Below are 16,486 nucleotides of genomic sequence, written 5' to 3' on the forward strand. Positions count from 1 at the left end.
CTTGAGAGGGTAAGGCTCCCAGTAGACGACTGGGTTGATAGGCCGGATATGGAAGCCAGGTAACTGGTGGAGTTGACCGGTACTAATAGGCCGAGGGCTTGTCCTCAGTTGCTCGCGTCCACTGTGTCAGTTCTGAAGTAACGAACTCGCCTTGCCGGCTGATGGTTCGGACATCTTCATAGAGTTTCGGTGGTCATTGCGTTAGGGAAACGCCCGGTTACATTCCGAACCCGGAAGCTAAGCCTTTCAGCGCCGATGGTACTGCAGGGGGGACCCTGTGGGAGAGTAGGACGCCGCCGAACAATCATTGTGGGAAAGCCCCGGAACACCGTTCCGGGGCTTTCCTGCGTTCTGGGTCTTTCCGCGTTCAGGTGCATGCGTGCTCGGCCGTTCACAGCATGCGGGCGGCCGAGCACGAGCAGGCTGTCTACCCCTTCGCCGCTGTCATAGACGGCCGGCGGCTTTCAAGGCCAAATAGGCGTCCGCCAGTGCAGGTGCGAGCCTTTCCGGTGTCGCGTCGACGACCGTGACCCCGTGGCGCTGGAGTTGTTCGGCCGTGCGCTCCCGCTGGATATGAGCTTGTGTGCAGGCTGCTGCCTCGTAGACGCCCTCCGCGCTTCCGCGCTTGGCGGTCATCTGCTCCACATACGGGTCGGCGACGGACGCGACCAGCACGGTGTGCCGACGCGTGAGCTGAGGGAGCACCGGCAACAGCCCCTCCTCGATGGGAGTGACATCGAGGCTGGTCAGAAGGACGACAAGTGATCCGCGGGGAGCGTTTTGCAGCACGGCGGCACTGAGTCCGCGGGCGTCGGTTTCGATGAGTTCCGGTTCCAGGGGTGCGAACGCGTTGACCATGGCCGGAAGGATGTCACCGGCCGAGCGGCCTTGAACCTGAGCACGTACCCGACGGTCATAGGCCAGCAGGCCGACTCGGTCGCCGGCGCGTGAGGCGAGGGCGCTGAGGAGCAGCGCCGCATCCATGGCAGCGTCCAGTCGCGGCACGTCGCCGACCCTGCCTGCTGATGTCCGGCCCGTGTCGAGGACGACGAGGATGTGTCGGTCCCGCTCGGGGCGCCAGGTGCGGACGGCGACGGTGGTCCTGCGGGCGGTGGCACGCCAGTCGATCGAGCGGGTGTCGTCCCCGGGGACGTAGTCGCGGAGGCTGTCGAACTCGGTGCCCTGCCCGCGGATCAGGGTGCTGGTCCGGCCGTCCAGTTCGCGGAGCCTGGCCAGCCGCGAGGGCAGGTGCTTGCGGCTGGCGAAGGGAGGCAGCACGCGTACGGTCCAGGGGACGCGGTGGTTCCCCTGGCGGGCGGCGAGGCCGAGCGGCCCGTAGGAGCGTACGGTGACGCGTTCGGAGTGCCGGTCGCCCCGACGAGTGGGGGTGAGCAGCGTGGTGATCCGTCGGCGCTCTCCCGCGGGCACGCTCAGGCGGTGTCTGGAGGCGGACTGCTCGGTCCCGGGAACCCAGCTGCTCGGGGGCCACGCATCTCGGAGATGGGCACGGAGTGGCCGGCTGGACGGATTGGTGATGGTCAGCTCGACCTGAGCCACGTCGCCGAGTCGAACAGACGTGTCACCGGATCGGGTGAAACGGAGCGTTCGTACTGGCGCGGCGAGGGCGTAGTCGCACAAGATTGCGAGTGAGAGAGGCGCGTTGACCGCGAGCATCCCCGTCCAGCTGGGGGCGAGGATGCCGACGGGGAGAGAGCCGAGGGCCGCGAGAAGCGCAGTCCGTCCGGTAAGGGCCATGACGAGCCTCAGCGGGGGACGGGGACGTGGGCGAGGATCGCGGAGATGACGGAGTCGGCGGTGACTCCTTCCATCTCCGCTTCGGGGCGCAGCTGGATGCGATGACGCAGGGTGGGCGGGGCGAGAGCCTTCACGTCGTCCGGGATGACGTAGTCCCGGCCCGTGAGCCAGGCCCAGGCGCGGGCGGTGGAGAGAAGGGCTGTCGCTCCACGGGGTGAGGCGCCCAGGGTGAGCGACGGGGATTCGCGGGTGGCACGGCAGATGTCGACGACATAGCCCGCGATCTCGGCCGACACCGAGACCTTGGCGACGGCGGCCCGGGCCGCCGCCAAGTCGGCGGGGCCGGCTACGGGGCGGACGCCGGCGGCGTCGAGGTCGCGCGGGTTGAAGCCTTCGGCGTGACGCGTGAGGACGTTGATCTCGTCCTCGCGGGAGGGGAGGGGCACGGTGAGCTTGAGGAGGAAGCGGTCGAGCTGCGCCTCGGGGAGCGGATAGGTGCCCTCGTACTCGACGGGGTTCTGCGTCGCTGCGACGAGGAAAGGCTCGGGGAGCGGGCGCGGAGTACCGTCGACCGTCACCTGGCGCTCTTCCATCGCTTCCAGGAGTGAGGATTGCGTCTTGGGAGGGGTTCGGTTGATCTCGTCGGCCAGAAGGAGGTTGGTGAAGACCGGGCCTTGCTGGAAGGAGAACTCCGAGGTGTGGGTGTCGTAGACCAGAGAGCCGGTGACATCACTGGGCATCAGGTCCGGGGTGAACTGGACGCGCCTGGTGTCGAGTTCGAGGGCGGCGGCAAGTGCGCGGACCAGCAGCGTCTTGGCGACTCCGGGGACGCCTTCGAGCAGGACGTGGCCACGGCAGAGCAGAGCCACGACGAGACCGGTGACAGCAGGGTCCTGGCCGACCACCGCCTTGGCGATCTCGGTGCGCAGGGCCTCCAGGGAGGTGCGGGCGCGGTCCGAGTTCTCGGCTGTCTCGGGGGTCGGGGCGCTCATGAGGTGCGTACCTCTCTTTCCAGGGCGTCGAGTTGGTCGGCCAGGTGAACAAGGCTGGGGTCGTCGGCCGGGGCGGGGCCGAAGAGCAGATCGCGGATGTCCCGGCCGGTGTCGGGCAGTTGGGCCGAGACCGCGGGGATCAGGGAGTCGGGGGAGTGCGCTTCGGCCTGGGGCAGGCCGAGGAGCGGGGCGAGGCGGGCTCGGGTGGCGGAGCGCAGGGAGGCGGCAGCCCGGTCGCGGGCGTTGACCCTGCGGTAGAGGCGGGCGCGGCCTTCGGTGGCCTCTGAGGCGCGGATGGCGACCGGCAGGCGCTCGGTGACCAGCGGGCCGAGACGGCGGGCACGCCAGATGGCGGCGAGGACGGCTGCGACTGCGAGTTGGAGTGTGCCCCAGAGCCAGCCGGACGGGATGAGGTCGAGGAAGGCACTCTCGTCCTCGGCGCTCTCTTCGTCGCCTTCGCGCTGTTGGCCGTTGTCTACGGCGGAGGGGTCGCTGAGGGACGGGATGTACCAGACCAGCTCGGGCCGTGACCCGAGGAGTTGAAGGGCAAGGGAGGCATTGCCGTGTTTGTCGAGACGTTCGTTGTAGAGGATGTCCGGGGCGCCGAGCAGGACGGTGTCGCCGTCGGCCGGGGTGTCGATCCTGAGCAGGGACGGAAGCCCGTCGCTCGGATAACAGGTGTCGGCACCGGGTGCGTCGGTGCTGTAACGCTCCCCGCCGAGGTCGGCGTTGCCCGCCCGGCGCGCGGCCGGGTAGGTGCACTGCGGGGCGCGGGGCGCGACCCGTGCGGGGACCTCCCTGCGGACACCGGGCGCCAGCGTGTCGACGGAGGGAGGGCCTGCGGCAAGGAGCAGCGTGCGGCCGCCGGAGGACGAGGTCGCCGAGTGGAGTGCCTCTTGCTGGGCGCTGGTCAACAGGTCGGGTTCGGCGACGAGGAGTGTGGTGCCCGGGCCGACGCCTGTGACTGCGGCGTCCAGTGTGGTGACCACCCGGACGGACACCCCGCGATCCTTGAGGAGTTCGGCGACCGCGCGGCTGCCGTGCGGGTCTGCGGAGCGGGGGTCAAGACGGCCGTGGTGGTCTCCGGAGCGCACGGCGGCCATGGCGATGCCTGCCGCGACGAGCAGGAGGACGACGACGAGGACTCCGCGGGCACGCGTCCATACCTGACGTGCCGTCGGAGACATGGAAGTGGTGCCGGCCCCGTTCATTCGGTGGCTCCATTGGCGGCCTCGGCCAGTTGGGGCCTGGCGCGCTCCAGTTCGATGTCCAGATCTCGCAGGCGTTCGTACGACCGCCGGTCCGCGGTGCGGCCACCATATGTGACGTCGTCGAATGCTCTGGCGGCCGCACGGAGTTCATCGGCATGGGGCGGCAGCGAGCGCCCGGCTTCGGCGGCGGCCTCGTCGGCGGTGCGCCCGGGGCGCGGCGCGAGCAGGGCTCGCTCCTCCAGGTCGCGGACGATGGCACGCATCCGCTCCTGCACGGCATGGTTCCAGCGCGCGGCGGCGGCATGCTCCTCGGCGGCGGTGCGGTGTTCGGCGGCGCTGCGGGGCCCGGCGTCGAAGAGGGAGTCCGCCGAGCTCGGGGTGCGCTGGGGTGTTCCCAGACGCCACCAGAGGGCTGTGAAAAGGGCGATGACGACCAGGCAGATGATGACCAGTCCGGTCGTTCCCCCTATGCCTGCGCTTCCTGCGTCCTCGAAGAGGCTGCCGACCCAGTCCCAGAAGCTGTCCAGTGCCCGCTCGAGCATGTTCGGATCGTTCTCGTGGTACACCGGGTCGGACAGCTCGCGTTGCGCCGCCTCACGGGCCGGGACGCGCGGAATGTTCACCGGTACGTCGTCGCTCGCTCCGATCAGCGGCCCAGCTGCCATTGCGCCCCCCGCACTCAGCACCGCATCAGCCCTGGGCGGCGTGGTTGCCGGGCGGTTCGGTTCCGTAGCCGGGGACGCCGGCGGCGCGGGCGAGCTCCAGGTCGAGTGCTTCGCGGCGGATGCGCTGGTCGACGTAGAGAAGGGCGGTCACACCGGCCGAGATCGGGTACGTGATCGAGGACGCGATCACAGAGCCGATGCCGCTGATGATCAGGAACGGCCAGCCGACGGGGGAGTTGCCGCTGATGAAGTCGCTGAAACCGACGCCGTCCGCGGCGAAGCCGATGATGGTGAACGGGATGGCGATGACCATGCTGACCAGGAAGGCCAGCAGGATGGTCAGCAGGGTGATGCCGAAGACGCGCCACCAGGCACCCTGGACCAGCTTGGCGGAGCGGCGCAGCGATGCGATGACGCCCTGGCGTTCGAGGACGAGCGCGGGTGGCGCGAGGGCGAAGCGGATCATCAGCCAGATGACGACCACGGTGGCGGCGATGCCGCCGACGACCGACAGGAGCACTCCGGCTCCGCCGATCAGCACTCCGGGCAGGATGCCCACGCACATGACCAGGGCGCTGCCCACCGGCAGCAGCAGGATGAGAGCGAGCAGATGGGGCAGCCGGGGCCGGGCTTCCCGCCAGGCCTCGGGGAGCGTCACAGGACGGCCCAGCACGGAGCGGCTGATGACCACGGTGAGCAGGGCGGTGGTCAGCAGCGTGCCGATCAGCATGATGAGCAGTGCCGGGCCCATGGCGATCATGCTGGCCTGCAGGGACTCCATGGACTGCTGGAGCGCTTCCTCGGGGGTCGCGTCGGGGTTGACCGCGGGCGGTTCGGGCAGCAGATAGCGCTCGACGAGGATGCTGGCGATCTGGGTGACGACGGAGACGCTGACCGTCACGGCCAGGACCGTGCGCCAGTGAGCGCGCAGCGTCGACACCGCGCCGTCGAGGATCTCGCCGACGCCGAGCGGGCGGAGAGGGATCACTCCGGGCTTGGCCGCAGCGGGCGGACGGCCCCAGCCTCCCTGCGGCGCGCCGCCCCAGCCGGAGGCGGGCGGCCCGGGGACAGGACCGGGTCCGCTCGGTGCAGACCACTGCCCGGGGGGCGGCTGCTCCTTGGACCACTTCGACGAAGGACCGTCGGTGGGTCCGGCGGGGTTCGGCACGCCGGAGTTCTGCCCGTTGGAGGGAGCCGATCCGGGCGAGGCCCAGCCCGGAGTGTCGTTCACGGTGGTCCACCTCATGGTTGGTCGCGGGGCCGGCTCGCCGAGCCGGCACGTTCACGGTGCCCTTCCGCCCTCCAGGGCGGCTTTGGCAGCCATCGTGCCACGCGGCGGCCGCTGGTGGGCGGGGGCATCGGCCACCTTCGCACCTTCATTGTCGGAGCCTCACCGTGCAGACTGGGCGGATGGCTGATCAGTACGCACAAAACCCCGCTGGGGCGGTGCCGCCGAAGCTTCCGGTGCTGCGCTGGGACGAGCCGCCCGAAGGTCCCGTACTGGTGCTCCTCGACCAGACCCGGCTGCCGGCCGAGGAGGTGGAGCTGGTCTGTACGGACGTTCCGGCCCTGGTCCGGGCGATCCACACCCTGGCTGTGCGGGGGGCTCCCCTGCTGGGTATCGCGGGCGCCTACGGCGTGGCTCTGGCGGCTGCGCGGGGCTACGACGTCGAAGAAGCGGCGGCGCTGCTCGAGAACGCGCGGCCCACCGCGGTGAACCTGGGGTACGGAGTGCGCCTGGCGGCCTCCGCGTACCGGGCGGCTGTGGAAGCGGGTGCGGATGGGGAGCAGGCAGCGGAAGCGGCGCTCGTGTCGGCGTGTGAGCTGCACCGTGCGGATGCTGAGGCAAGCCGGAGAATGGCCGCGCACGGGCTGGCGCTGCTCGGGGAGCTGCTGCCCGGGGGCGCGCACCGGATCCTGACGCACTGCAACACGGGGGCCCTGGTGTCCGGCGGGGAGGGGACGGCCTTCGCGGTGGCGTTGGCCGCGCACCGTGCCGGTGAGCTGCGCAGGCTGTGGGTGGACGAGACGAGGCCGCTGCTGCAGGGTGCCCGGCTCACGGCGTACGAGGCGGCGCGCAACGGCATGCCGTACAGCCTGCTGACGGACAATGCCGCGGGCTCTCTGTTCACCGCGGGCGAGGTCGACGCGGTACTGATCGGCGCGGACCGGATCGCCGCGGACGGGTCGGTGGCCAACAAGATCGGCAGCTATCCGCTCGCGGTGCTGGCGAAGTACCACCATGTGCCGTTCATCGTCGTGGCCCCGACCACGACGGTGGATCCGAGTACACCGGACGGAGCCTCGATCGAGGTGGAGCAGCGCCCTGGCGGCGAGGTGACGGAGGTCACGTCTCCGCAGGCGGGGGCGGCGGGGGCCGGAGCTGGTGGAGTGTCCGTGGCCCCGCTCGGGGCTCAGGCGTACAACCCCGCGTTCGATGTCACGCCGCCCGATCTGGTCACGGCCGTCGTGACCGAGGAGGGTGTGGTGTCGCCGGTCACGAGGGCCGGCATAGCCGAGCTGTGTGCCAGGTCACGCCAGGTAACGATTAGCTAATGGGATGATGTCGAATATGAAGGGACGAGTCCTTGTCGTCGACGACGACAACGCGCTGGCCGAGATGCTCGGGATTGTGCTGCGTGGTGAAGGTTTCGAGCCGTCGTTCGTAGCGGACGGTGACAAGGCACTCACCGCCTTCCGTGAGGCCAAGCCGGATCTGGTGCTGCTGGACCTGATGCTGCCCGGCAGGGACGGCATCGAGGTGTGTCGGCTCATCCGGGCGGAGTCCGGTGTGCCGATCGTGATGCTGACGGCCAAGAGCGACACGGTCGATGTGGTGGTGGGTCTCGAGTCGGGGGCCGACGACTACATCGTCAAGCCGTTCAAACCGAAGGAACTGGTCGCCCGGATCCGGGCGCGGCTGCGGAGGTCGGAGGATCCTGCTCCGGAGCAGCTGGCCATCGGTGACCTGGTGATCGACGTGGCGGGGCACTCCGTGAAGCGGGACGGTCAGTCGATAGCGCTCACGCCGCTGGAGTTCGACCTGCTCGTCGCGCTCGCGCGCAAGCCGTGGCAGGTGTTCACGCGCGAGGTGCTCCTCGAGCAGGTGTGGGGTTACCGGCATGCGGCGGACACCCGACTGGTCAATGTCCACGTGCAGCGGCTTCGCTCCAAGGTCGAGAAGGACCCTGAGCGGCCGGAAATCGTGGTGACCGTCCGGGGTGTCGGTTACAAGGCCGGGCCGAGCTGACATGTCCAGTGGCAGCGTTGCTCCGAAGCCCGGCGAGCCGGGGGTCCGTACGGGGCGGGCTGCCGGACCGGGGCGCAAGCCCGCGCGATTCGGCCGTATGTTTCAGGGGGGTCTGCTGCTCCCGGACGGGGCGTCTTCCGGCGGGCCGGTGCCTCGGCTCGTGATGCGCTGGTTGCGCCGTCCGTTGCTGCCCGCTGTCCGCCTGTGGCGGCGGAACATCCAGCTCCGCGTGGTCGTGAGCACGCTGCTGATGTCGCTCGGTGTCGTCCTGCTGCTCGGTTTCGTGGTGATCGGCCAGGTGCGCAACGGTCTGCTCGACGCGATGAGCAAGGCGGCGCAGAGCCAGGCAGCCGGCGGTTTCGCCGTCGCGCGGGAACAGGCAAGCGCGCCGGTCGGCGCGGTGGGCCCGGACGGTGCGGCATCGGGCGGCAGGAACGCCAATTCGTGGCGGTCCGATCTCGTCGTGCAGCTCGCCAGCGGCGGCCAGGGCTCGTACAACGTGGTGGCTCTCAGCGCCGATTCCGAACGGGACGGGTCCGGGCGCGCGCCGCGTACGTCGGGGCTCGTGGACCCCGCGAGCATTCCGCAGGCGCTGCGGGACGCCGTGGGCCAGGGCTCGGGGACGTACGAGACGTACGTCAGCATCCGGTACTGGAACAACGCGTCCGACCCGGAGCCCGGGCTGGTCGTGGGCACCCGGCTGAACGACATCGAGGGGCAGCCGTACGAGCTGTACTACCTGTTCCCGCTGGCGCAGGAGGAGCAGTCGCTCAGTCTCGTCCGGGGGACGCTCGCCACGGCAGGGCTGTTCGTCGTGGTCCTGTTGGGCGCCATCGCGTGGCTCGTCGTGCGCCAGATCGTCACGCCCGTGCGCATGGCCGCGGGGATCGCCGAGCGGCTCGCCGCCGGGCGGCTCCAGGAGCGCATGAAGGTCACCGGTGAGGACGACATCGCCCGGCTCGGTGAGGCCTTCAACAAGATGGCGCAGAACCTCCAGCTGAAGATCCAGCAGCTCGAGGAGCTGTCCCGTATGCAGCGCCGCTTCGTGTCGGACGTGTCGCACGAGCTGCGGACGCCGCTCACGACCGTGCGCATGGCGGCCGACGTCATCCACGAGGCGCGCAGCGACTTCGACCCGGTGACGGCCCGGTCCGCCGAGCTCCTCGGGGACCAGCTGGACCGTTTCGAGTCGCTGCTGTCCGACCTGCTGGAGATCAGCCGCTTCGACGCCGGGGCCGCGGCGCTGGAGGCGGAGCCGATAGACCTGCGCGAGGTGGTACGGCGGGTGATCGGCGGGGCCGAGCCGTTGGCCGAGCGCAAGGGCTCCCGGATACGGGTGGTCGGTGACGAGCAGCCGGTGGTGGCGGAGGCGGACGCCCGCCGGGTGGAGCGTGTGCTGCGCAATCTCGTGGTCAACGCCGTGGAGCACGGCGAGGGCAAGGACGTCGTGGTGCGGATGGCCGCTGCCGGCGGGGCCGTGGCCGTCGCCGTGCGGGACTACGGGGTCGGCCTGAAGCCGGGAGAGGCGACGCGGGTGTTCAACCGGTTCTGGCGCGCCGATCCGGCCCGTGCCCGTACCACGGGCGGGACCGGTCTCGGTCTGTCGATCGCCGTCGAGGACGCCCGTCTGCACGGCGGCTGGCTGCAGGCGTGGGGCGAGCCGGGCGGCGGTTCGCAGTTCAGGCTGACCCTGCCGCGTACGGCGGACGAGCCGCTGCGCGGTTCGCCGATCCCGCTGGAGCCCGAGGACTCGCGGCAGAACCGTGAGCGCGCGCGGTCGGCCGGGGCACCGGTGAACGGGCATCGGCTGACGTCCGTGCCGGTGCAGGCGGCGGCGGAGTTCGCGCCGCTGCCCGGGCAGGTGCGTGGCGCGGCGCCGCGTGGCGTCGACCCTGCGGCGCTGCCGGGCAATGGCGCCCGCGTCGTGGCGCGGCCGGCCGTGGAACGGGGAGACGAGGCCGCGGGGCAGGTTCCGACGGAGCAGGAGGACACGAGTCGTGGGCGCTGATCCCCGTCGTCAGGGTCGCGTGGGTGGGGTGCGTGCGGTGGCGCTGCTCGGTGCGAGCGGTGTGCTCCTCGCCGGGTGCGCGTCTATGCCGGACAGCGGCGACGTGCACCCCGTGAAGGCGTCCAAGCGCGGCGACTCGCAGGTCCGGGTGTACGCCGTGCAGCCGCGCAAGGGCGCGACGCCCGACGAGATCGTCACGGGCTTCCTCGAGGCGATGACCAGTGACGACTCGAACTTCGCCACGGCTCGTTCGTACCTCACGCGCGAGATGTCGCAGAAGTGGCGTCCCGAGGCAAGCACGACGGTCCTGGAGGCCGCGCCCGTCCCCGGCGCGCCGGTCCTCGGCGGCCGGGACACCCCGGGCATGAGCTATCCGCTGTTCGGCCGCCAGATAGCCACGGTGGACTCCCAGCGCGCCTATCAGCCCGTGACGCCCGCGGACTACCGCAGGACCATTCACCTGTCGCAGCAGAGCGGTCCCGACGGCAAGGAGTGGCGGATCGACAGCCTGCCGCCCGGACTGCTGCTCGGTGCGTCGGACTTCGAGCGCAACTACGTCTCGGTCGACAAGTACTACTTCGCCTCGGGACGGAGCGTCATGGTGGCCGATCCCGTCTACATCCGGCAGCGGCAGGACCCGGTGACCCGGCAGGACCCGGTCACGCAGGCCGTCTCCGCGCTGCTGGAGGGCCCGACGAACTGGCTGAGGCCGGTGGTCGAGTCCCGTTTCCCGACGGGCACGGCCTTGAAGGAGGGAACGAAGTCGCTGTCGTTCGACGACCGGAACGGGCTGAAGGTCCCGCTGAACGACAAGGCGTCCGGCGTGGGCAGGTCGCAGTGCACGAGGATGGCCGCGCAGATCCTCTTCACGCTCAAGGACCTGTCCTCGGCGCGGGCCGAGCAGGTGGAGCTGCTGCGGTCGGACGGCAGCCAGCTGTGCGTGCTCACCGCGGGCCAGGCCGAGGAGTACGCGCCGGACAACGGCTCCGGCGCGCACGACAACCAGTACTTCGTCGACGAGAAGCACCGGCTGGCGCTGCTCGCGGCCGGGACCAACGAGATCGGCGGCCCGCAGAACGTGCCGGGGCCGTTGGGTGACGGCAGCCTGTCGATGGGTTCGGTGGCGGTCTCCCGTGACGAGCGCACGGCAGCGGCGGTGTCCCGCGACGGCAGCAGGCTGTACGTGGCGTCCATCGCCTCCGGCAAGGAGCTGGGCGCCCCGCTGGTGACCAGCCGGGGCCAGGGCGACAACCGTCTGTCCGCACCCAGCTGGGACGGCAGGGGAGACGTGTGGGTCGCGGACCGGGATACCGCCGATCCGGCGCTGATGCGGGTGCCCGGCGGTGAGGAGACGCCGCAGGACGTCAAGATCGTGCCCGGTCTGGACGGTGCCCGGATCGAGGCGGTGAAGGTGTCGGCGGACGGTGTCCGCGTGGCGCTGCTGCTGACGAAGGACGGCAGGACGACGCTGAAGATCGGCCGCGTGGAGCGGCACGGTCCGAGCGACGACCTCGCCGTCACCGTGACCGAACTGCGTCCGGCGGCTCCTCAGTTGGAGACGGTGACGGCGGTGTCCTGGGCGGGCCCCAGCCGGCTGGTCGTGGTCGGCAAGGAGTCCGGCGGTGTCCAGCAGGTGCGCTACATCCAGACCGACGGGTCCACTTCTCCCAACGCGATCCTGCCGGGCCTGAACCAGGTGAGGGCGGTCGCGGCGTCGAACGACGAGAGCAGGCCGCTCGTGGCGCATTCGGAGGAGGACGGCATCGTGCGTCTGCCGGCCGGCGCGAACTGGCAGACGGTGGTCGAGAAGGGGTCGTCGCCCGTCTATCCCGGGTGACGGGGACCCTGGTCCGGCGGGCGGCCGGCCCGTTGTCCACAGGGGTGGCCGCTGGGCGGGGACCGTCGGCACGATGGTTGCCGTGCGGGGATGGTGGCGGGAGATCTCGGGTCTGGTGCTGCCGGTCGCCTGCGGCGGCTGCGGCAGACCGCGTACCGAGCTGTGCGAGCGCTGCGCGGGCGCGTTGTACGGGAGGCCGGCGCGGCGGGCGAGACCGGTGCCGGAGCCGGAGGGCCTGCCCGTGGTGCATGCCGCCGCCGCGTACACCGATGCCGTGCGGGCCGTGCTCCTCGCGCACAAGGAGCGTGGTGCGACGGGGCTGTCCCGGCCGCTCGGCCGGGCCCTTGCGGGAGCGGTGCGGGCGTCCGCCGGGGCTCGTGTCGCGCCGTACGGGGCGCTGCTGCTGGTGCCGGTGCCGTCCGCCCGCAGGGCGGTCCGGGCCCGCGGTCACGATCCGGCCCGCCGGATCGCGCTGGCGGCGGCGGCCGAGCTACGGGGTACGGGGTGCCCCGCGCAGGTGCTGCCGGTCCTGCGCCAGCACCGGCCGGTGGCCGATCAGGCGGGGCTGACCGCTCGCGAGAGGCTCGTCAACCTCTCGGGGGCACTGCGGCTGCGGCAGGGGGCGGCGCGGCTGCTGAAGGGCGGTACAGCAGTGCTCGTGGACGACCTCATGACGACCGGCGCCTCTTTGGTGGAAGCGGCGCGGGCACTGAGTGCCGCGTCGGAGGTGGACGGTCCGGGGTTCGTACGCCTGGGCGCGGCGGTCGTCGCCGTGCCACCGCTGTCCTTCGAAATAAACCGGAACTGACGGGGAACTTGCATCGTTGCAGGTAGTGAGAGGGCAAAAACGCCTGATCGGAGGTACCTTCAGGTATCGGGTGCCGACATCCGTCCGACCGAGCTATGTTCGGTGTGAGGAATGGCGATGCCCGCACCTCACCCAATGCGCTGCCGAATTCCCGGCCGGGGATTCGGGACACGCACCCTCGAAATTGGGTGGGGTGGGGATCTTGTCGACTGGGGAGGAGGAGGTGAAAGTCGCCAAGTCCGAGGCCCCGGTGATCACCGGAGCCTGGTGCAAGAGGGAGATGCTCCGCGGCCGGTGAGCCGGCGGAGCGATCCGGGAACGGAGTTCTGCGTGGACATCGTCGTCAAGGGCCGCAAGACCGAGGTGCCCGAGCGGTTCCGCAAGCACGTGGCCGAGAAGCTGAAGCTGGAGAAGATCCAGAAGCTCGACGGCAAGGTGATCAGCCTCGACGTCGAGGTGTCCAAGGAGCACAACCCGCGGCAGGCAGACCGTTCCGACCGCGTGGAGATCACGCTTCGCTCCCGCGGCCCGGTGATCCGGGCGGAGGCAGCCGCCGCCGACCCGTACGCAGCGCTCGACCTCGCCACCGGCAAGCTGGAGGCACGGCTTCGCAAGCAGCACGACAAGCGCCACACCCGGCGCGGCACCGGTCGGCTGTCGGCGGCAGAGGTGGCTGATGTGGTGCCCGGCGTCGCCGAGTTGAACGCCAATGGCAAGACTCTCGCCGAAGAGGCGGCGGAATCCATTCCCACCACCAGGATCGGTTCGCTCGAAGTGCAGGGCGAGGGACCGCTGGTGGTCCGCGAGAAGCTGCACACGGCAGCGCCGATGTCGCTCGACCAGGCTCTCTACGAGATGGAGCTGGTCGGCCATGACTTCTATCTTTTCGTCGACTCCGAGACGAAGCAGCCCAGTGTCGTCTACCGGCGGCATGCCTACGACTACGGCGTGATCCGCCTGGAGACCGACCCGCTGGCCGGTTCCGAGGCAGGTGGAGCCGGAGGTGCGCTGGGCGGCTGACCCCGGCGCGTACTGAGCCCCGTCAGCGATGAAGTGGTGCCCCTGGAGCGCCCTGTGCGCCCCCAGGGGCACCATCGTGCGACCACAGGATCACCGCTCTGTCGTCCGGGCATGAAAGCATGACGTGGCAAGCCAACAGATCTGCGTCGCACTGAGGTTGGCAGACCAGACATGATCTTCGGGCCACGGCCTTCAGGGGGAGGAACGATGGCGGACAGCTTCGGGCCGGTGCACAGCGAAGCGGGCGGCCGCCCCGCAGTCGTCGACACCGAGGCGGAGGAGGCGCGCGGGCCCCGCGCGGCCGAGCCGATCCGGGTGCTCGTGGTGGACGACCACGCGCTCTTCCGGCGAGGGCTGGAGATCGTCCTCAAGCAGGAGGAGGACATCCAGGTCGTGGGTGAGGCCGGTGACGGCGCCGAGGCCGTGGACAAGGCGGCCGACCTGCTGCCCGACATCGTGCTGATGGACGTACGGATGCCCAAGCGCGGCGGCATCGAGGCATGCACCTCCATCAAGGAGGTGGCCCCCAGCGCCAAGATCATCATGCTGACGATCAGCGACGAGGAGGCCGACCTCTACGACGCGATCAAGGCCGGCGCCACGGGCTATCTCCTCAAGGAGATCTCCACGGACGAGGTAGCGACCGCGATCCGCGCCGTCGCCGACGGCCAGTCGCAGATCAGTCCTTCGATGGCCTCCAAGCTGCTCACCGAGTTCAAGTCGATGATCCAGCGCACCGACGAGCGCAGGCTCGTGCCGGCGCCCCGGCTGACCGACCGCGAGTTGGAGGTGCTCAAGCTCGTCGCCACCGGGATGAACAACCGCGACATCGCGAAGGAGTTGTTCATCTCCGAGAACACCGTGAAGAACCACGTCCGCAACATCCTGGAGAAGCTGCAGCTCCACTCCCGGATGGAGGCCGTGGTCTACGCGATGCGGGAGAAGATCCTCGAGATCCGCTGAGACGGGCCGCGGTGACCGGTCGCGTCAGTCCAGTGCCCGGACCAGATCCGCCGCGAGCTCGGGACGGTCGGCCTTCTCGATGCGGACGGCGTCGCACCCCACCCATTCGGCCGCCTCGCGCAGCGCCTGTGCCATCGGGGCCACCGCCTTGGGGCCGTCCAGGGACACCTGCCGGGCCACGAGCGTCCGGCCCTCGCGTGCCGGATCGACCCGGCCGAGGAGCCGCCCGCCCACCAGCAGCGGCATCGCGAAGTATCCGTGGACGCGCTTCTGCTTGGGGATGTACGCCTCCAGGCGGTGGGTGAAGCCGAAGATGCGCTCGGTGCGCGCCCGCTCCCAGATGAGCGAGTCGAACGGGGAGAGCAGCGTCGTCCGGTGCCGGCCGCGCGGCGGGGACACGAGAGCCGCGGGATCGGCCCACGCGGGCTTGCCCCACCCCTCGACCGCGACCGGCACCAGACCGGAGTCCGCAACCACGGCGTCGAACTGCTCCCCCTTGAGACGGTGGTAGTCCGCTATGTCCGCGCGGGTGCCCACTCCCAGTGCCTGGCCGGCCAGGCGGACGAGCCGGCGCAGGCACTCCGTGTCATCCAGTTCGTCGTGCAGGACGGCATCCGGGATCGCCCGCTCCGCGAGGTCGTACACCCGCTTCCAGCCGCGCCGCTCGGTGCACACCACCTCCCCGTACATCAGCGCACGCTCGACGGCGACCTTGGAGGCGGACCAGTCCCACCACTCGCCGCCGTTCTTGGCGCCGCCCAACTCGGTCGCGGTGAGCGGCCCTTCGACCTGCAACTGCTTGATCACCGCGTCGTACGCGCCGTCCGGCAGGTCGTGGGACCAGTGCGGGCGGGAGCGGTAGGCGCGGCGGCGGAAGGCGAAGTGCGGCCATTCCTCGACAGGGAGGATGCACGCGGCGTGCGACCAGTACTCGAAGCTGTGGCTCTCCGTCCAGTACCCGTCCTCGACCGTCCTGCGGCCCACGGCGCCCAGGCGCGCGTACGGGATGAGCTCGTGCGAGCGCGCCAGCACCGAGATCGTGTCCAGCTGCACCGCGCCGAGGTGGCGCAGCACGCCGCGGACGCCTCCGCGCCGGTCCGGTGCGCCGAGGAGCCCCTGGGCGCGCAGCGCGACGCGGCGCGCCTCGTCGGCGGACAGGTCGATGACGGGCGGTGGCAGCGTGGTCATGGTGGGCACCCTAGAGGCTGGCACTGACATGGACGCCGGGCCTGTGGTCACGCCTGGGAGGGCAGGTAGGGGTGGGCACTCGTGAGGCCGAGATCGGAGGGCAGGAGGGAACCGACCCATACGTCACGGAGCGTGCCCTTGTTGAGCAGGGCGGCGCGCAGCTCGCCCTCGATGCGGAATCCGGCCTTCTCGGCGACCGCGCGGGAGCCCTTGTTCCCCACCTCGGCCCGCCATTCCAGCCGGGTCGCACCGAGCCGTACGAAGGCCCAGTGCGACACGGCGGCGACGGACTCGGTCATCACCCCTCGTCCCCGGTACTCCTTGCCGGTCCAGAAGCCGATCTCCCACGTGCCCGAGAAGGTACGCAGAGTGACCGCGATGGACGCCATCAGCGGCCCGCCCTCGCGCGGCAGCACGGCGAAGGTGTACATGGTGCTGTTGCGCCAGCCGTCCGGGACCATGTGCTCGGTGAACTCGACGGCATGCTGTCGTTCGTACGGCGAGGGAACCGTCGTCCACCTCTGGATGTCCGCGTCCTGGCAGGACTGGTAGACCGCCTCGGTGTCCTCGACCGTGAAGGTACGCAGCAGCAGGCGCTCAGTGGTGAGTGTGATCGGCTCCATGCCGGGATTGTGGACACGTCCGCCGCCCGACGCGAGCACTTTTGGCCGGTCCCCGGCACCTTCGGCGCTTCTCGTGCGTTCTCCTGTGGGGCGGACGGCAGGCCGCGTGACGATGGACCTCCCGACGCGGCGGTGTCCTCGCTTACGATGGCCGATGCGGTGGGGA

General features: G+C 70.5%; 14 protein-coding genes and 2 rRNA genes. 9 read left to right on the plus strand and 7 right to left on the minus strand.

Translation table 11 applies throughout. From position 1 onward, the window contains the following. A 23S ribosomal RNA gene (locus tag ACLB9X_RS16935) occupies window positions 1-106 on the plus strand; the annotation flags it as partial. A 79-nt stretch (window positions 107-185) separates the two neighbouring features. Continuing rightward, window positions 186-302: ribosomal RNA gene (gene rrf / locus ACLB9X_RS16940) — 5S ribosomal RNA — on the plus strand. Between the two features lie 142 nt (window positions 303-444). Here the strand turns inward: rrf and ACLB9X_RS16945 are convergent. The 5 genes from ACLB9X_RS16945 to ACLB9X_RS16965 are packed head-to-tail and all read right to left on the minus strand — an operon-like array spanning window position 445 to window position 5,854. Next, window positions 445-1,755 carry a DUF58 domain-containing protein gene (locus ACLB9X_RS16945; RefSeq protein ID WP_410361199.1) on the minus strand — a complete coding sequence of 437 codons (1,311 nt, stop codon included), beginning with the start codon at window positions 1,753-1,755 and terminating at the stop codon, window positions 445-447. An 8-nt stretch (window positions 1,756-1,763) separates the two neighbouring features. Then, window positions 1,764-2,747, minus strand: a complete 984-nt coding sequence (locus ACLB9X_RS16950) for an AAA family ATPase (RefSeq protein WP_410361200.1) — start codon at window positions 2,745-2,747, stop codon at window positions 1,764-1,766. Further along, on the minus strand, window positions 2,744-3,934 hold the full coding sequence (locus tag ACLB9X_RS16955; RefSeq protein WP_410361201.1) for a DUF4350 domain-containing protein: 1,191 nt from the start codon (window positions 3,932-3,934) through the stop codon (window positions 2,744-2,746). The genes ACLB9X_RS16950 and ACLB9X_RS16955 overlap by 4 nt, the downstream gene beginning before the upstream one ends. A gap of 20 nt (window positions 3,935-3,954) precedes the next feature. Beyond that, window positions 3,955-4,623: a DUF4129 domain-containing protein gene (locus ACLB9X_RS16960; protein ID WP_410361202.1), complete on the minus strand. Its 669-nt coding sequence runs from the start codon at window positions 4,621-4,623 to the stop codon at window positions 3,955-3,957. 25 nt (window positions 4,624-4,648) lie between these two features. Continuing rightward, the gene (locus ACLB9X_RS16965; RefSeq protein ID WP_410361203.1) at window positions 4,649-5,854 is read right to left on the minus strand and encodes a glycerophosphoryl diester phosphodiesterase membrane domain-containing protein; all 1,206 of its coding nucleotides are present in this window, start codon (window positions 5,852-5,854) and stop codon (window positions 4,649-4,651) included. Between the two features lie 179 nt (window positions 5,855-6,033). On the opposite strand from ACLB9X_RS16965, the gene mtnA reads away from it, so the two are divergent. The 7 genes from mtnA to ACLB9X_RS17000 all read left to right on the plus strand — a co-directional run bounded on the left by mtnA (window position 6,034) and on the right by ACLB9X_RS17000 (window position 14,509). After that, window positions 6,034-7,179, plus strand: coding sequence for an S-methyl-5-thioribose-1-phosphate isomerase (mtnA, locus tag ACLB9X_RS16970; RefSeq protein ID WP_410361204.1), 1,146 nt, complete (start codon window positions 6,034-6,036; stop codon window positions 7,177-7,179). A 4-nt stretch (window positions 7,180-7,183) separates the two neighbouring features. Further along, a complete protein-coding gene (mtrA, locus tag ACLB9X_RS16975; protein WP_410361205.1) occupies window positions 7,184-7,873 on the plus strand; it encodes a two-component system response regulator MtrA in 690 nt (229 codons plus the stop codon). A gap of 1 nt (window position 7,874) precedes the next feature. Next, complete coding sequence (gene mtrB / locus ACLB9X_RS16980) at window positions 7,875-9,881, plus strand: MtrAB system histidine kinase MtrB (protein WP_410361206.1); 2,007 nt, start codon at window positions 7,875-7,877, stop codon at window positions 9,879-9,881. After that, a complete protein-coding gene (locus tag ACLB9X_RS16985) occupies window positions 9,871-11,718 on the plus strand; it encodes an LpqB family beta-propeller domain-containing protein (RefSeq protein WP_410361207.1) in 1,848 nt (615 codons plus the stop codon). The genes mtrB and ACLB9X_RS16985 overlap by 11 nt, the downstream gene beginning before the upstream one ends. Window positions 11,719-11,800: 82 nt before the next feature. Beyond that, entirely contained in the window at window positions 11,801-12,526 is a 726-nt protein-coding gene (locus ACLB9X_RS16990) for a ComF family protein (protein ID WP_410361208.1), read from the plus strand. A gap of 330 nt (window positions 12,527-12,856) precedes the next feature. Beyond that, window positions 12,857-13,546, plus strand: a complete 690-nt coding sequence (gene hpf, locus ACLB9X_RS16995) for a ribosome hibernation-promoting factor, HPF/YfiA family (protein WP_410361209.1) — start codon at window positions 12,857-12,859, stop codon at window positions 13,544-13,546. 207 nt (window positions 13,547-13,753) lie between these two features. Then, on the plus strand, window positions 13,754-14,509 hold the full coding sequence (locus ACLB9X_RS17000) for a response regulator (RefSeq protein ID WP_410361210.1): 756 nt from the start codon (window positions 13,754-13,756) through the stop codon (window positions 14,507-14,509). Window positions 14,510-14,533: 24 nt separating this feature from the next. On the opposite strand, the gene ACLB9X_RS17005 is transcribed toward ACLB9X_RS17000, so the two are convergent. Together ACLB9X_RS17005 and ACLB9X_RS17010 are read right to left on the minus strand one after the other, a co-directional pair. Further along, complete coding sequence (locus tag ACLB9X_RS17005; protein ID WP_410361211.1) at window positions 14,534-15,697, minus strand: winged helix-turn-helix domain-containing protein; 1,164 nt, start codon at window positions 15,695-15,697, stop codon at window positions 14,534-14,536. A 47-nt stretch (window positions 15,698-15,744) separates the two neighbouring features. Beyond that, window positions 15,745-16,320 (minus strand): GNAT family N-acetyltransferase, encoded by a 576-nt coding sequence (locus ACLB9X_RS17010; protein ID WP_410361212.1) that lies wholly within the window; start codon window positions 16,318-16,320, stop codon window positions 15,745-15,747. Between the last annotated feature and the right edge of the window lie 166 nt (window positions 16,321-16,486).

The organism is Streptomyces sp. 5K101 (assembly GCF_046506645.1).
Classification (GTDB): domain Bacteria; phylum Actinomycetota; class Actinomycetes; order Streptomycetales; family Streptomycetaceae; genus Streptomyces.

Bases quoted from the DNA above. Each gene is read 5' to 3' on its own strand.
- ACLB9X_RS16945 (WP_410361199.1), bottom strand. From the start codon at position 1,755: ATGGCCCTTACCGGACGGACTGCGCTTCTCGCGGCCCTCGGCTCTCTC.
- ACLB9X_RS16950 (WP_410361200.1), bottom strand. From the start codon at position 2,747: ATGAGCGCCCCGACCCCCGAGACAGCCGAGAACTCGGACCGCGCCCGC.
- ACLB9X_RS16955 (WP_410361201.1), bottom strand. From the start codon at position 3,934: ATGTCTCCGACGGCACGTCAGGTATGGACGCGTGCCCGCGGAGTCCTC.
- ACLB9X_RS16960 (WP_410361202.1), bottom strand. From the start codon at position 4,623: ATGGCAGCTGGGCCGCTGATCGGAGCGAGCGACGACGTACCGGTGAAC.
- mtnA (WP_410361204.1), top strand. From the start codon at position 6,034: ATGGCTGATCAGTACGCACAAAACCCCGCTGGGGCGGTGCCGCCGAAG.
- mtrA (WP_410361205.1), top strand. From the start codon at position 7,184: ATGATGTCGAATATGAAGGGACGAGTCCTTGTCGTCGACGACGACAAC.
- mtrB (WP_410361206.1), top strand. From the start codon at position 7,875: ATGTCCAGTGGCAGCGTTGCTCCGAAGCCCGGCGAGCCGGGGGTCCGT.
- ACLB9X_RS17000 (WP_410361210.1), top strand. From the start codon at position 13,754: ATGGCGGACAGCTTCGGGCCGGTGCACAGCGAAGCGGGCGGCCGCCCC.
- ACLB9X_RS17005 (WP_410361211.1), bottom strand. From the start codon at position 15,697: ATGACCACGCTGCCACCGCCCGTCATCGACCTGTCCGCCGACGAGGCG.
- ACLB9X_RS17010 (WP_410361212.1), bottom strand. From the start codon at position 16,320: ATGGAGCCGATCACACTCACCACTGAGCGCCTGCTGCTGCGTACCTTC.